The organism is Cysteiniphilum marinum (assembly GCF_014857925.1).
GTDB lineage: Bacteria > Pseudomonadota > Gammaproteobacteria > Francisellales > Francisellaceae > Caedibacter > Caedibacter marinus.
This window is the reverse complement of record NZ_JACYVZ010000017.1, coordinates 12,136-26,402: the sequence shown is the minus strand read 5'-3', so window position 1 is coordinate 26,402 and position 14,267 is coordinate 12,136. Positions and strand designations below refer to the sequence as shown.

At 39.1% G+C, this 14,267-nt stretch carries 13 protein-coding genes; 2 read left to right on the top strand and 11 right to left on the bottom strand.

The features are described 5' to 3' along the window. Positions 1–7: 7 nt before the first annotated feature. The 11 genes from IE867_RS08755 to pstC form a co-directional block, all read right to left on the bottom strand. A complete protein-coding gene (locus IE867_RS08755) occupies positions 8–1,729 on the bottom strand; it encodes a BatD family protein (protein WP_192484342.1) in 1,722 nt (573 codons plus the stop codon). Continuing rightward, positions 1,722–2,963 carry a tetratricopeptide repeat protein gene (locus tag IE867_RS08750; RefSeq protein WP_192484341.1) on the bottom strand — a complete coding sequence of 414 codons (1,242 nt, stop codon included), beginning with the start codon at positions 2,961–2,963 and terminating at the stop codon, positions 1,722–1,724. The genes IE867_RS08755 and IE867_RS08750 overlap by 8 nt, the downstream gene beginning before the upstream one ends. Then, the gene (locus tag IE867_RS08745) at positions 2,954–3,985 is read right to left on the bottom strand and encodes a vWA domain-containing protein (protein WP_192484340.1); all 1,032 of its coding nucleotides are present in this window, start codon (positions 3,983–3,985) and stop codon (positions 2,954–2,956) included. Before IE867_RS08745 ends, IE867_RS08750 begins: the two co-directional genes overlap by 10 nt. Further along, positions 3,982–4,989 carry a vWA domain-containing protein gene (locus IE867_RS08740; protein ID WP_192484339.1) on the bottom strand — a complete coding sequence of 336 codons (1,008 nt, stop codon included), beginning with the start codon at positions 4,987–4,989 and terminating at the stop codon, positions 3,982–3,984. Before IE867_RS08740 ends, IE867_RS08745 begins: the two co-directional genes overlap by 4 nt. Then, positions 4,986–5,456, bottom strand: a complete 471-nt coding sequence (locus IE867_RS08735; protein WP_192484338.1) for a DUF4381 domain-containing protein — start codon at positions 5,454–5,456, stop codon at positions 4,986–4,988. Before IE867_RS08735 ends, IE867_RS08740 begins: the two co-directional genes overlap by 4 nt. Continuing rightward, entirely contained in the window at positions 5,446–6,375 is a 930-nt protein-coding gene (locus tag IE867_RS08730; protein ID WP_192484337.1) for a DUF58 domain-containing protein, read from the bottom strand. Before IE867_RS08730 ends, IE867_RS08735 begins: the two co-directional genes overlap by 11 nt. A gap of 20 nt (positions 6,376–6,395) precedes the next feature. Then, positions 6,396–7,352: an AAA family ATPase gene (locus tag IE867_RS08725; protein WP_192484336.1), complete on the bottom strand. Its 957-nt coding sequence runs from the start codon at positions 7,350–7,352 to the stop codon at positions 6,396–6,398. 100 nt (positions 7,353–7,452) lie between these two features. Further along, complete coding sequence (gene pstS, locus IE867_RS08720; RefSeq protein WP_192484335.1) at positions 7,453–8,520, bottom strand: phosphate ABC transporter substrate-binding protein PstS; 1,068 nt, start codon at positions 8,518–8,520, stop codon at positions 7,453–7,455. Positions 8,521–8,596: 76 nt separating this feature from the next. After that, entirely contained in the window at positions 8,597–9,469 is an 873-nt protein-coding gene (pstB, locus tag IE867_RS08715) for a phosphate ABC transporter ATP-binding protein PstB (RefSeq protein ID WP_192484334.1), read from the bottom strand. A gap of 31 nt (positions 9,470–9,500) precedes the next feature. Beyond that, positions 9,501–10,328 (bottom strand): phosphate ABC transporter permease PstA, encoded by an 828-nt coding sequence (gene pstA / locus IE867_RS08710; RefSeq protein ID WP_192484333.1) that lies wholly within the window; start codon positions 10,326–10,328, stop codon positions 9,501–9,503. Further along, positions 10,328–11,269, bottom strand: coding sequence for a phosphate ABC transporter permease subunit PstC (gene pstC, locus IE867_RS08705; protein ID WP_225630011.1), 942 nt, complete (start codon positions 11,267–11,269; stop codon positions 10,328–10,330). Before pstC ends, pstA begins: the two co-directional genes overlap by 1 nt. Before the next feature lie 183 nt (positions 11,270–11,452). Here pstC and IE867_RS08700 point away from each other — a divergent pair, with 183 nt between their 5' ends. Further along, positions 11,453–13,042 carry an FMN-binding glutamate synthase family protein gene (locus IE867_RS08700; RefSeq protein ID WP_192484332.1) on the top strand — a complete coding sequence of 530 codons (1,590 nt, stop codon included), beginning with the start codon at positions 11,453–11,455 and terminating at the stop codon, positions 13,040–13,042. A gap of 26 nt (positions 13,043–13,068) precedes the next feature. Beyond that, entirely contained in the window at positions 13,069–14,196 is a 1,128-nt protein-coding gene (locus IE867_RS08695; protein ID WP_192484331.1) for a calcium:proton antiporter, read from the top strand. The last annotated feature ends 71 nt before the right edge of the window (positions 14,197–14,267 follow it).

Here is a 14,267-nt window from a genome sequence, read left to right as displayed (position 1 = left end):
TAAAAAGCTACTTTGGATAAAATGACGCCAATATTTCTTGGTCTTTATCACTCTTTATCTTGTATGACTTAATATGCTGATACAATTCACTATATTCCACAAACTCACCTTTAGCATATAGTGCTTTGTTCACAGCAGTAAGCATTACCTTAAGCGCTTTATTATCAATGACAGAAGCAACATCCATTGCACTGTACAAGCTTTGATTGAATAAAGCATTACCCCAAGAGACAATTGCATTATTAACTGCCACTAAATCTTTATGATCGCATGCGCGTTTTATCTCTTTAAGCGTCTGATCAATATCAGGCTTCTCAAGTGATACTTTTTCATGTGAAGTTGGTGATACTTTCTTAGATTTAAACTTGCTAATAATAGTAAGCAATAGGATCAATGTAACTAACCATAAGATTGCAAAGATAATCGTTAACACCATCCATAATTTGCTATGCACTACCTTAATGACTGTTTTTGCAGGCTGTGCTACAGAAGCTGTATTTATCGCACTGGTTTGCACAGGTGTTATCACTTTGCCAGGCAGTACTTTAAAGGTTTGGGCGGGCAAAATCGCTGTTTGCATAGTCTGTGATTTCACATCAAACCAATGCACTGTAATCTTTGGAAACTCAATAATACCTTTCTGTGTTGGGATATAAGCAACCTTAAAGACTTTACTTGCTGCCGGTAGGTTATTCTCCACATAATCTTTGCTTTGCGCTTTATCTGGATATGCATTCACACTATCAGCATGTGGAAAGGTTAAATTAGGCAAGCTAGCTGCTTGTACACCTGTTGCTGTTAATACAATCGTGCGCGTTACCGGCTCACCAACGGTTAGCTCATTGGAATCACTCGACCAGCTATCCTTTAACGTAACTGAATTGGCAGGTAACCAATCATTAATGTCAATATTTTGTGGAATTGGCTTCACATGCAACGTTAATGGATTTGACTTCACCAATATTGGTTTGGCACTTTGCATGGCAAAAAATGAATTTGGGTTGTTTTGTAGAATCGCTGCCTGAATGATGCTTTGTGGAATAGTAATCTCACCTGCCTGATTGGCTGTAATTAAAAACTGCTGCTCAACCACATTATAGGTTTTACCATTTTGTTGTGCTTGATATTGACTATTTTTGCCAAAAGACTCAATCGTTGCATTAGCTAATTGTAGTGGCTGCATACTTAAATTAGATAATGGCTCTGCATAGTATAGTTTCAAAGTATAGAGCACTGGTGTATTAACATAAGCACTATCACTGGAAAGAGATGCATCTAAAAAGACATTTGCCGTTTGTTTACCATGAGATCCTTGTGCTGCCTTTGTTACCGTAATTGTCAATGGCTTAGTTTGCTCACGCCCAACAGTTAATGCTGGAATGGTGATGTTTCCAGTTTTTTTAGGTAATAAAGTCACAATGTAAGAAATATCTGAAGTGCTTTTGCCATTAATAACGCTCGTCTGACTACTGGTACTGGTACCATAAACATCAAAATCTTTCTTCAATGGTGCCAAATCAGGATGTTCATTCATATCATCAAGCTTAATCGTTAGCGTCAAACTCTCACCATCTGCTACCTGTGTGCGATCAACTGATGCAGAAACAGCAGCATGCAATGGTTGCACCATAAACATAAATAACGCAGGTATAAGTATAAGAATACTCATTGTTCTTTTGATCTTTTCCATCTTGTATGCCTTATTTACTCTGCTGATAAATCTAATCATTATTCCCTCCATTTTGCGATGTTTGACGTCGCTCATAGTCTCTTAAGAATTTCTGCTTCAATAATCCACCTGGATCATCTGGAATCTGTGACAAAATCGCATCAACTTTCTTCTGACGCAGTGCATCTTCACGTGCTTGTGCACTTGAAATTGCTACCTTTTGTGACTGATCATGATCATCTTCTTTGTCTTTTTTATCTTTTTCATTCTCTTTTGCTAATGCTTGTGATCGCTGATCTTTTTGACTCTTATCATTATCTTTGTTTTTCTCACTTTGAGCACTTTGAGCATTTTCAGTCGAGGATGTATTATCCTGTTGCTCTTTTTGACCTTTTTGACCTTTTTGACCTTTTTGATTTTTTTGTTTTCTTTGCTCTTGCTGCTGATCTATATTCTGCTGATCATTGCTATGATTACTTTGACTCTGTTCATTCTGCTTATTTTTCTTATTTTGCTCATTCTTCTTACTATCTTGATCACTCTGTTGTTGATTAGCATGTGACTGATCTTGTTGATCTTGTTGATCTTGTTGATCTTGTTGATCTTGTTGATCTTGTTGATCATTTTGATTCTGATTATTTTTATTACTTTGTTTATTTTGCTTACTTTGGTCATCTTGCTGATTTTTCTGATCACTATTTTGTTGACCCTGCTGATTCTGCTGATTCTGCTGATTCTGCTGATTCTGCTGATTTTGATCTTTTTGATCTTTTTGATCTTTTTGATCTTGCTTATTATTTTGATTGTTTTGACTATTTTGCGTATTCTGTTGTTTATTCTGCTGATCTTTATTCTCTTTATTTTGAGAATTTTTCTGATCCTGCTTTTGCTGATTTTTTTGTTGTTGTTGCTGTTTTAATAGATTCTCAATATACTCAAGATTGGCCTTAGCATCAGCAAAGTCACTCTCTTTGGCTAACGCTGCTTTATAGGCGGCGATTGCTTTTTGATATTCATGCAATTGCGCTAAAGCATTACCTTGATTATACAATCCAACGGCTGAATCATCTTTTTCAAAAGCACTTAATGCCGCTTTATAATCTTTCGCACGATATAATGCAGCACCCTGCCAACGACTATCACTAAACATCGCTGCTGCTTCTTTGTTTTTGTGCTCATTAAATAAGTTTTCAGCCTGTTGATTTTTATTTAACCACAAATCCTGCCAAGTGTTTGCCAACAACAGTGTCGGCAATAATAACACTGCAAACCCACTGATACGCTTTATCGACATACTTTCTCCAACCAACCTTTTCGTGCAATTAATGCCACCACAATAATCAATAACCAAATAAACCAATGTCCTTCATCTTTCCACAATGCATTGGCTTTTTGTGCTTCTGTTTTTTGTGTCTTGCCATCACCATCATTACTTAGCATTTTGGTGACGTCCTGATCATTATCGGTAATTAAACTAAATTGCCCATCACCTGAGCTTGCAAGTTTTTGTAATTCAGCAGCATTCATATTAGCAAAGACAATTTGTCCCTTTTTATCAGTAACAAAACCGCCATCACTATTTTTGATTGGCCCACCTTGTGCTGTACCAATTGCTAATACAGAGGTTTTAATACCTTCTTTTGCTAAATTTCTGGCTTCTATCAATGCTGCAGATGACGGTGTACTATCAGTAACTAAAACAATTTGACCGTGAGCAAATCCCGCCTGTTTGATGAGTTTTGCTGATTCTACTAATGCTTTTTCGATATTATCACCAGCAACAGGAACAACGCTTGAATCCAATGAGGGCACCATATTAGCAATCGTATTGCTATCAGCCGTCAAGGGCGATACCACAAAGGGCTCACTCGAGAATACAATCATTCCTGTTTGTCCCTCTTTGATCGATTTAAGTAAATCCAATACCTTAAAGCGTGCTCGCTCTAACCGTGTAGGCGGGACATCATTGGCATTCATAGTTTGTGAGACATCTAGGGCAATTACACGTGCTGCCACTTTTTGATAAACCGGTTGTGGGTACTGTGACCATGTTGGTCCTGCCAATGCGACAATGCCAATACACCACAATAAGAAAATCATCACTGGTAACATCCGAGTCTTACGTGCCTGCTGCCCGACTAATAGATGCTTTAATAAGTGTGGATCACAATGCGCACTCCAGTTATTGCCACTGCTCTTAACTCTTAAGATCATAATGAATAAAACAATTGCAGGAATGATCAACAAAAACCACCACGGACGTAAAAAGTGAAATGAGTTAAATAAGTGAAAAAAATGAAAATCAGTAAAACTCATATAACACTCCTTTGACTTCTTTTAATCCATAACAATGCCAGAATAAAACTTAAGATCATCGCAGCCCCCAAAGTCCATGGATAAAACGGTGTTATCGGACGAATGGTGATTTTATCGGATTTCACTGGCTCCAACTGATTGATTTTATTGTAAATCGCTTGCAACTCTTTACCATCTTCAGCACGGAAGAACTCACCACCGGTCATCTGTGCTATTTTTTTCAAGCCATCAATATCCAAATCACTTGATGGATTAACAACTTGCGGACCAAACATCGTCTGCATCGTCATCTGCTTTGCACCCAAACCAATGGTGTAAATCTTGATATGTTCATCTTTGGCAAGCTTGGCTGCCATATCAGGATCAATAACACCGGCGTTATTGCCACCATCAGTTAAGAGAATCAGCGCGCGTGATTGTTTGGGATAATGCATCAACTGCTTAATCGCAAGAGCAATCGCATCCCCTATCGCCGTTTGAATACCTGCAATACCAACGGTCGCATCATTTAGCATTTGTCCAACAGTTTTGCGATCAAAGGTTAATGGCGTTTGCAAATAGGGTTTAGAACCAAATAAAATAAGTCCCAAACGATCGCCCTCGCGCTTTTGAATAAATTCATTAGCAACTGTTTTCACCAAATCAATCCTTGACTCAGCCTTGCCGTTAACCATCATATCTGGTGTACGCATACTGCCTGAGAGATCAACCGCCAACATCAAATCCCTACCTGTTTGTGGCAAAGTTAATGGCGCACCTAACCATTGCACACCAGCGCCTGAAACAACCAATAAAAACCAGATGATTAATAGTAAATGTTTAAACCATGACAAATGAAGTGTTCGTTTAGCCTCACCTTCAGTCATTGTTTGTTGCAATGAGGTATAAAACGGAATTCTAAGCCCTTGTTTCGCATCACTATTGTTTACTCTTGGTAACACAAAACGCAAGATAATGGGTAATAAGAGTAAAGCAAAAATCCAAGGATAAGCGATGGTCATCATAACACTTTCCTTAACCATTTTTTCGTTAATATAATCAGTGCTTGTTGCTCATCAATACTGACTTCTTTTGATGTATAATTAGCTAATAACACACGCCCATCACCTTGACTAAAATCATTTGTTTTAAGCTGTTGATCTAGGAACTTCAACCAATCCTCACCGAAGTATAGATGTGCATTATCAACTTTAAGCTCTTGCATAATAACTCGCTTTAAAAAAATAGAAACCTCTGATATCAACGCCTGTGGTTTTTCTAACTGAGCAGCTTGCGTTGTTTTATCAAACATCTTTATTATTGCTTGCTTGTGGCGATATGCTTTAATCCTTTTGACTAAGAACCATATCATTAGCGCAATCACAACTAAGGCAACAACGGCCACAATATACCAACCCACTGCCAACGGCCAAATCGATACCGCAGGCGGAAGATGAATGTCTTTTAGTCCTGCTAATACATCAGTAGCCATAGCGCATTACCCCATGATTTAAGGTTTTAACTACATCATCATTCGTTGCTAATGCGACAAATTGCATATTGTGTTTGCTTGATAATGCTTTGATCCTATCTAGGCGCTGATTAAATGGCTCGGCATAGCGCTTATGCACGTCTTTATCCGCGGCATTTAGCTCTAAGAAATGCAGCTGTCCATCACTAAAGCAGTATTGCCCTCTATCAGGTAAACTCGCTTCTAATGGATCATAAGTAAATACTTGGATAATCTCACTCTTGCGATTAATTAACTTCAAATACTGTTCAGCTTCATCATCAAAATGCACAAAGTCACTGATCACAATTACAACACTGCCACTTTTAAGTGTTTTTGATAGATTCTTCAGTGTCATTGCCATTGAGTTGCTATTTGATGGTCTTAGCATATTCTCTGGGTCACTCAGGCATTTGAAAAACTTCAATAAATGCGTGCGACTACGTGCTGGTGTTAACTGATATAACCCTTCATCTGAAAATACCACACCACCGACTTGTTCATGATGATTGAGTGCCGCCCAACCTAATAATGCACATACCTTAGCCGCTAGTACACTTTTAAAGCAAACGCGCGTTCCAAATTGCATCGATGCAGTTTGATCAACGATAAAATAAATCGCACGTTCTCGCTCTTCTTTATATACCTTGGTGTAAGGTTTACCAAGCCGCGCGGTTAGCGGCCAATGCATTAAACGAATATCATCACCTGGTTGATAATGTCGGACCTCTTCAAAGTCCATTCCTCGTCCTCTGGCGCGTGAGACATGTTGACCGACCTGATTGGTATTAACACGTTGACTATTAAAGAATTGAATATTTTGCGCCTGAAAACGCAAACTCAATAATTCATTAATATCTGCCGTTATACCTTGTTGATCACTTGTGTTTTTTGAATTCATCAGCGTTTCCCCTCTTCCACTTATGGAATCGGCACGGCTTTTAAAAGTGCATCAATGACATCATCACTGGTAATATTATCAACTTCAGCTTCAAAGCTTAGCAATATTCTGTGCCTTAATACTTCATGTATCACCGCATGCACATCATGAGGTGATACATAGTCTTCTGCATTAAGCCAAGCATGCGCACGTGCCGCACGCTCAAGCGCAATCGTGCCACGTGGACTTGCCCCAAAACGAATCCATTTAGCTAAATCTTCATTGTATTTCGCGGCATCGCGTGTGGCTAACACCAATTGAATCATATACGCCTCAACGGCACTAGACACATGCAGATCTAACACTTGTTGTTGCGCTGTAAATATTTGATCTTGTGTTATCAGTGGTGGTTTTTGCAAGCTCACTGAACGATTGCCACGGTTTAATGCCAAAATCTCTTTCTCCATTGCTGCATCTGGATAGCCGATTTTGACATGCAGCATAAAGCGATCTAATTGTGCTTCAGGTAAAGGATAAGTCCCCTCTTGCTCAATCGGGTTTTGTGTTGCCATCACTAAGAATAAATCAGGTAATGCATAGGTTTGTTTGCCAATGGTAATCTGCTTCTCACCCATCGCCTCTAATAATGCTGATTGCACTTTAGCAGGGGCGCGATTGATCTCGTCAGCCAATAATAAATTATGAAACAAGGGACCCGTTTGAAACTCAAAGCTTTGACGCTCAGGAATATAAATCTCAGTTCCTGTTAAATCCGCAGGTAACAAATCAGGGGTGAATTGAATACGGTGATATGAACATTCAATACATTCAGCTAACGTTTTGATTGCCGTGGTTTTAGCAAGACCAGGTGCGCCCTCAACCAATAGGTGCCCTGATGATAATAAGGCGATTAGAAGGCGCTTTGTCAAAGCGCGTTGCCCAACAATACGCGCATCTAAATACGCTAATAAACTGTCAAAATCCTGATATACCGACATAAACTCTCCTAAGGCTTTAAAAACTTCATATAGTTAACGGTCTTTATTTTATAAATCCGTTTATGAATTTCAAGCCTCGTTTTGCTTATGTCATCATTTTCTAGACCTTATCCCAATAAACTTTAATATCTGCAACGACATTTTGTGGAATACCAACATAATCAAGTTTTTGAGCGATCTTGTCACCTTGCTCAGAATAAGCAAACGTAAAGAATTGCTTAATGTCTTGGTTAATGCCTTGCTTTGCTTTCTCAGGTAATAAAACAAAAGTCGTGGCAACAATTGGCCAGCTGTCATTGCCAGGTTGATTTACTAAGAGCAGATTATAATTATCCTTTGCCTGCCATGATGCATATTTTGCAGCACTTGCAAAACTATTTAAATCAGCAGTAACTGTTTGACCACTTTGATTAATTAGTTTAACGGTTGGGATATTCGCGGTTTTTGCATAGGCATACTCAACATAACCGATACTATCATCCACTTGCTGTACTTGTGCTGCCACACCTTGGTTACCTTTAGCACCAATTCCTACCGGCCATTGCACTGAAGTATCAACACCAACTTGTTTCTGCCATACAGGGTTAACGGATGCTAAGTATTGCGTAAAGTTATAAGTTGTCCCTGAGCCATCGGCGCGATGTACCGTAATAATCGCACTATGTGGTAACTTAAGCTTTGGATTTAACGCAGCAATCGCTGGATCATTCCAATATTGGATTTTACCTAAATAAATATCTGCTAATACTTTACCACTTAAGACAAGCTCATTTGTCTTAATACCTTGCACATTAATAATCGGCACAATCCCACCAACAATTGCAGGGAATTGTAATAAATTGTACTTACTAAGTTCTGCATTACTCAATGGTTGATCTGATGCTGCAAAATTAACCGTACCTGCAAAAATCTGGCGCTGCCCGCCACCTGAACCAATTGGTTGGTAATTAATTTTAACACCTGTTTGATTATAATATTCATTTGCCCAACGTGACATCGCAGGATAGATAAAGCTTGAGCCTGAGCCCATAATAACTGATTGAGTTGATCCTGATTTACCATCACTTTCATGTGCCTTTTCACTGCATCCTGATAATGCCAATATAGCCATAGCACTGCTTGCCAGAGCACCAATCAATATAGTTTTCTTAAATTTCACTCGTTTCATTCATTTATCCTTACATCTTAAGTTATAAACCGTTAGCCATTAAAATCATAACTTTATCTAGAATATCTAATTCCAGTTATTCATTATGAATATAATCAACCGTTCGTGGATCCTTGGGTGCATTAAAGAATACATCAGTTGGCGCATACTCGACAAGCTCGCCATTAATCATAAACATCGTACTGTCTGATAAACGTTCAGCTTGTTTTAAATTATGTGTCACCATCACAATCGTATATTGAGCCTTTAGCTCTGTAAGTAACCCTTCTATCTTCTTGGTAGAAATCGGATCAAGTGCTGATGTTGGCTCATCTAATAATAAAATCTTAGGTTTTACCGCCAATGTACGCGCAATACACAATCGTTGCTGTTGCCCACCTGAAAGACGTGTGCCTTGTTGTTGCAATTTATCTTTGACCTCATCCCATAAAGCCGCTTGCTTTAACGCCTCTTCAACACGCTGTTGCAACTCAGTCTTAGATAACTTTTCATGTAACTTAATGGCAAAGGCAATATTATCAAAAATACTCATGGGAAAAGGTGTTGGTTTCTGAAAGACCATGCCAATTTCTTTGCGCAGTTGATTCAAATCGATATTTTTTTCTAAGACATTTTGCCCTTGTAACAAAATCTGCCCTGTGGCTTTTTGCTTGGGATATAACTCATAAATACGATTTAATGTTCTAAGCAAAGTAGACTTGCCAGAACCTGAAGGACCGATTAATGCGGTAATTTTATTTTGCGCGAAGCTTGCATTAATATCATGCAGTGTCTTGCTGTCACCATAATAAAAGTTAAGATTCTTTACTGCTAAGTACTGCTTATTTGGCAAATTTAACACCCTCCCTTGAGTTTCAAATTGACTATCACTATGATCAGTTTGAGCTTGTGCTATGTTTTCTGTATTTTCTGTATTTTCTAAGTTTTTAAAATCTGTCGATTGTTGCATAATCATCTCTTATTCTTTATTTTATTACTAGCTATTTATCTTTTGCAATCCAACGCGCTGTTAAATTCATCACCAATACTAATGCGGTAACAATAAGTGCCGCCGTCCATGCTACTTGTTGGAACTCAGGATATGGTTGCATCGCATTTTCAAAAATCATCACCGGTAAGCTCTCAATCGCTTGCCCCATATTAAAGCTTAAAAAACTGTTTTTTGCTGAGGTAAACAACAATGGCGCACTTTCGCCCATCACTCTTGCCGTGGCTAATACCACCGCAGTAATGAGTCCTGTCTTTGCCGAGCGATAGCCAATCATCACAATCACACGCCACTTTGGCACACCTAGTGCAATAGCTGATTCCTTTAGCATAGGGGATATAAGATATAACACATCCTCTGCTGCACGCGTAATCATCGGCATCGCGATAACCGCTAGCGCAATGATTCCGGCATAGCCTGAAAAACTGGTGTTAACGACAATAAGCGTATAGATGAATAAACCAACAATCACTGATGGCGTGCTTAACATCATATCATTGATAAAGCGTAGGACTTTAATCGTGCGTCTGAATTGTCGAAACTCAACAAAGAAAGTCGCCGTTAAAATCGAAATCGGTGTCGCAATGACGATGGCGCCAACTGTTAACATCAATGAGCCAACAATCGCATTTCTAAGTCCTAGCTCTCTTGTGTCATGTGTAAAAAGATACGTGCTAAAGCTCGGCATACCTCGAATTACCAACTCATATAAAATGCTACACAAGAAAAAGATACTAATAATCGCACTTAGCCAGCACAGTGAGACAAAGATATTTGATTTAATACGGCGCTTAAGCGCTACTTGTCCAATTATACTCATTATGCCACCCCTACTTTGTAACGCTTCAAAATCCAACGTGATATCAGTAAAACCACCAAAGTGATTAAGAATAATATCAATCCTGTTTCAACCAATGCGGCAGGATACAATGTGCCTAATGCTTCATTAAACTCATTGGCAATGGCTGATGAAATGGTTGCACTTGGCATAAATAAACCTTGCAAACTATGGACATTGCCAATCACAAAGGTCACTGCCATTGTCTCACCTAGCGCACGGCCAAAGCCTAAAATAATCGCACCCATCATGCCGGGTAAAGCATAAGGGAAAATGACATTTTTCGTCACTTCCCACTTGGTCGCACCAATACCAAATGCTGCTTCTTTCGTCACTTGCGGAATTGCACTGATCACATCACGCATCACCGATGAGATTAAAGGGATCACCATAATGGCCAAGATAATGCTCGCAGCAAAGATACTACTGCCCGTTGGTAGGCTTTTGATAAAGAACATAACAAGTGGCTCAAAGTGTGCCCAAAATGAGCCACTTTCAGCAAGAGCTGAAAACTTAGCCTGCCAAGATAGTGATAAAGGCATTAATTTTAATTGCAAAGATTTCACCCATGGCAAAAGCACGAAAAGCCCCCAAATACCATAAACGATACTTGGGATTCCTGCCATTAACTCAATTAGTCGTGCAAGAATCCTACCTATGCGTCTGGGCAATAACTCATCAATTAAAAGTGCAACACCCAAGCTAAAAGGCACAGCAATCACAAGTGCCAAAATAGATGTAACCAACGTACCAATGATAACTGAATAAGCACCAAATTGCTCAGTCACAGGATTCCACGCATCACTCCACAAAAAAGAGATGCCATACTCACGAATACTTGGCCAACTAAATACAATAAGACTCATTAATAGCAACACAAAAATAATGAGTGTCAGCGATGCTAAAGCTATTAATAACTTCAAAAAATTTTTATCCCCACTTTGCCTCAAAACCTATCCTTCCTACTTAATTAAGTCGTTGCTCAGCATAAATATCAATTGTTACAGTTATGTTACAAATGATGGCGATGGTTGTTTTAAATTGAATTTCTCATATTTCTCACTATTATTCCATATGAACATAGGACTAAACACTAAGGAATATTTATGTTTCATATTTCAGAACGTAGAAAATGGTATATTGGCTTTGGCATTGTCTTACTTATTATCCTTGCGTTGTTAGCATTACTACACAGCAAACTTACCGTAGGCATTATTATTATCGCACTTATTGTTATTGCCATTTATGACGTCACACAAAAAAAGCACACCATACTACGCAACTTTCCCATACTTGGGCACATGCGTTTTATCTTGGAGTTCTTTCGCCCTGAGATTCAGCAGTATTTTGTTGCGACAGATCAAAGCGAGCGCCCTTTTGATCGACAAACTCGCTCTTTAGTTTATCAACGTGCTAAAGGTATTGAAGACACACTTCCCTTTGGTACCGAGCGAGATATTAATCAACCAGGTTATGAATGGGTACTGCATTCATTAGCCCCCATTCACCCAAAAGATGTGGATCCTAAATTTCAAATAGGCAATCATCAATGCACCAAACCTTATATCTCATCACGTTTAAATATTTCGGCCATGAGTTATGGTGCCTTATCCAAAAATGCGATTATGGCACTTAATAAAGGTGCTAAGCTTGGGGGCTTTTGTCACAACACTGGCGAAGGTGGTTTAACAGAGCATCATCGCCAAGGTGGAGATATTTGTCTGCAAATTGGGACAGGATATTTTGGTTTCAGGACTAAAGATGGGCACTTTGATCCAGATAAGTTTGCCATTCAGGCGCAATATGATGATATTAAAATGATTGAGATCAAACTCTCACAAGGAGCAAAACCTGCTCATGGAGGTGTGTTACCCAAGGAGAAGCTCACTCCTGAGATTGCTAAAATTCGTGATGTGCCGATGGGTGAAGATGTTTTATCTCCACCTGCGCATACTGCTTTCTCAACGCCTGTTGAGCTATGTCAATTTGTACAAAAATTGCGAGAGCTCTCAGGTGGTAAACCCATTGGTTTTAAACTATGCATAGGTCGCAAAACCGAATTCTTTGCTATCTGCAAAGCCATGTTAAAAACACAAATCTTCCCTGATTTTATTACCATCGATGGTGCAGAAGGCGGTACAGGGGCTGCTCCTGAGGAATACGTTAATCATATTGGTGTGCCACTTGAAGATGCTTTAGCATTTGTGCATAACGCATTGGTTGGTTCTGGTATTCGCGAGCATATTTGTATTATTGCCAGCGGTAAAACGGCGACAGGCTTTGACATGGTCAAGCGTATTGCCTTAGGTGCTGATGTAATCAATAGTGCCCGAGCCATGATGTTATCCTTGGGATGTATTCAATCGAAACAATGTAATCGCAATACCTGTCCAACAGGCGTTGCCACACAAAGTCCACGATTATATAAAGCGCTAGATATTGATGATAAGAAGCAGCGCGTTTACCGCTTTCATGATGCAACCGTTAAAAGTTTTACTGAACTTGTTGGTGCGATGGGACTTACAAACCCAAGTGAACTTTCAGCCTCACGCGTTATTCGTCGCATTGATGAAAAAACCGTGCAATCACTTGATGAAGTCTATCAATACCTTGAAAAAGATAGCTTACTAGATGATAATAACCTACCAATGCAATATGCTAAATATTGGCAACAAGCATCGGCTGAGCGCTTTTAAAAAAACAAAAACAAATAGGAGGTAAAATGCACAAAACAATAAGTTTTATTAAAACCGAATATGGTGTTATTTTGCCTATCATCCTCTTTGTTCTATTAAATATGGTTTTCTCAAGTCTCGATCCATATAACATTAGTCATTTTGCCACGGCAGCAACAACTTTTGTTATCTTTGCCGTGATGCTTGTTTGCGCCTTTAATGTCGTTAAACATGCCGATTGGTTAGCAGAAAAATTTGGTGAGCCTTATGGCACCTTGATTCTAACCCTTTCTGTTATTTCAATTGAAGTGGCATTAATCATCACGATGATGCTGATTGGTAAAGGGGACCCAACCCTTGCCCGAGATACGATGTTTGCCGTGATTATGATTGCTGTTAATGGGTTTGCTGGACTTAGCCTATTAACCGGAGGCATCAAACATAACACACAAATGTATAATACCGAAGGTGCGAGCACCTATATCTCTTTGCTTATCCTATTATTAACCGTTTGCTTAATACTTCCTAATTATACTGTTGCGACTGATGCTGGTACCTTTAACTTAAGTCAATCCATTGTTGTCATTATTGTTTGCGTAATTCTTTATGCTGTTTTTTTGATTAAACAAACCGTAACACATAAAGATTACTTTCAGTATCGACATGAAGACGACGATGATGAGGAACATCACAACCCGATGGGCTCAGTACTTTATCATGTCATTATGTTGCTACTTGGTCTTGTCGTGATGATCGCCTTATCAAAAAACCTCGCAAGCTTTCTTGAGTTCAGCATTCAAGAGGCAGGACTTCCCAGTAAACTAGGCGGTTTTATTATCGCCCTCTTAGTTTTAACCCCTGAAGGTGTGAGCGCCATTCAATCGGCATACAAGAACCAACTACAACGCTCTATCAATCTATGCATGGGCTCTGCCGTTGCCACTATTTGCCTTACCGTGCCATCGGTACTTGTCATAAGTCTTGTCCTTGGGCAACCATTAGTTCTTGGATTAAATAGCACATCGATTGTCATTATGGTACTAACCTTTTTAATTGCTTTAGTTACCTTCACCTCACGACGCACCAGTGTCTTTAATGGCATGGTACTTCTGAGTGTCTTTATCGTTTACTTTGCGCTGATTTTCGATGTTACTCAACCTTTATCCCAGCTATAAGGGTTCTGCTGTAAGTAAACAGCAGGATAACCTTCGTAATTGGCAGATCAAGAAAATGCAGCAAGGTTTAC

Bases quoted from the DNA above. Each gene is read 5' to 3' on its own strand.
- IE867_RS08695 (WP_192484331.1), top strand. From the start codon at position 13,069: ATGCACAAAACAATAAGTTTTATTAAAACCGAATATGGTGTTATTTTG.
- IE867_RS08740 (WP_192484339.1), bottom strand. From the start codon at position 4,989: ATGATGACCATCGCTTATCCTTGGATTTTTGCTTTACTCTTATTACCC.
- IE867_RS08730 (WP_192484337.1), bottom strand. From the start codon at position 6,375: ATGAATTCAAAAAACACAAGTGATCAACAAGGTATAACGGCAGATATT.
- pstS (WP_192484335.1), bottom strand. From the start codon at position 8,520: ATGAAACGAGTGAAATTTAAGAAAACTATATTGATTGGTGCTCTGGCA.
- IE867_RS08735 (WP_192484338.1), bottom strand. From the start codon at position 5,456: ATGGCTACTGATGTATTAGCAGGACTAAAAGACATTCATCTTCCGCCT.
- pstA (WP_192484333.1), bottom strand. From the start codon at position 10,328: ATGAGTATAATTGGACAAGTAGCGCTTAAGCGCCGTATTAAATCAAAT.
- IE867_RS08755 (WP_192484342.1), bottom strand. From the start codon at position 1,729: ATGATTAGATTTATCAGCAGAGTAAATAAGGCATACAAGATGGAAAAG.
- pstB (WP_192484334.1), bottom strand. From the start codon at position 9,469: ATGCAACAATCGACAGATTTTAAAAACTTAGAAAATACAGAAAATACA.
- IE867_RS08750 (WP_192484341.1), bottom strand. From the start codon at position 2,963: ATGTCGATAAAGCGTATCAGTGGGTTTGCAGTGTTATTATTGCCGACA.
- IE867_RS08725 (WP_192484336.1), bottom strand. From the start codon at position 7,352: ATGTCGGTATATCAGGATTTTGACAGTTTATTAGCGTATTTAGATGCG.
- IE867_RS08700 (WP_192484332.1), top strand. From the start codon at position 11,453: ATGTTTCATATTTCAGAACGTAGAAAATGGTATATTGGCTTTGGCATT.
- IE867_RS08745 (WP_192484340.1), bottom strand. From the start codon at position 3,985: ATGAGTTTTACTGATTTTCATTTTTTTCACTTATTTAACTCATTTCAC.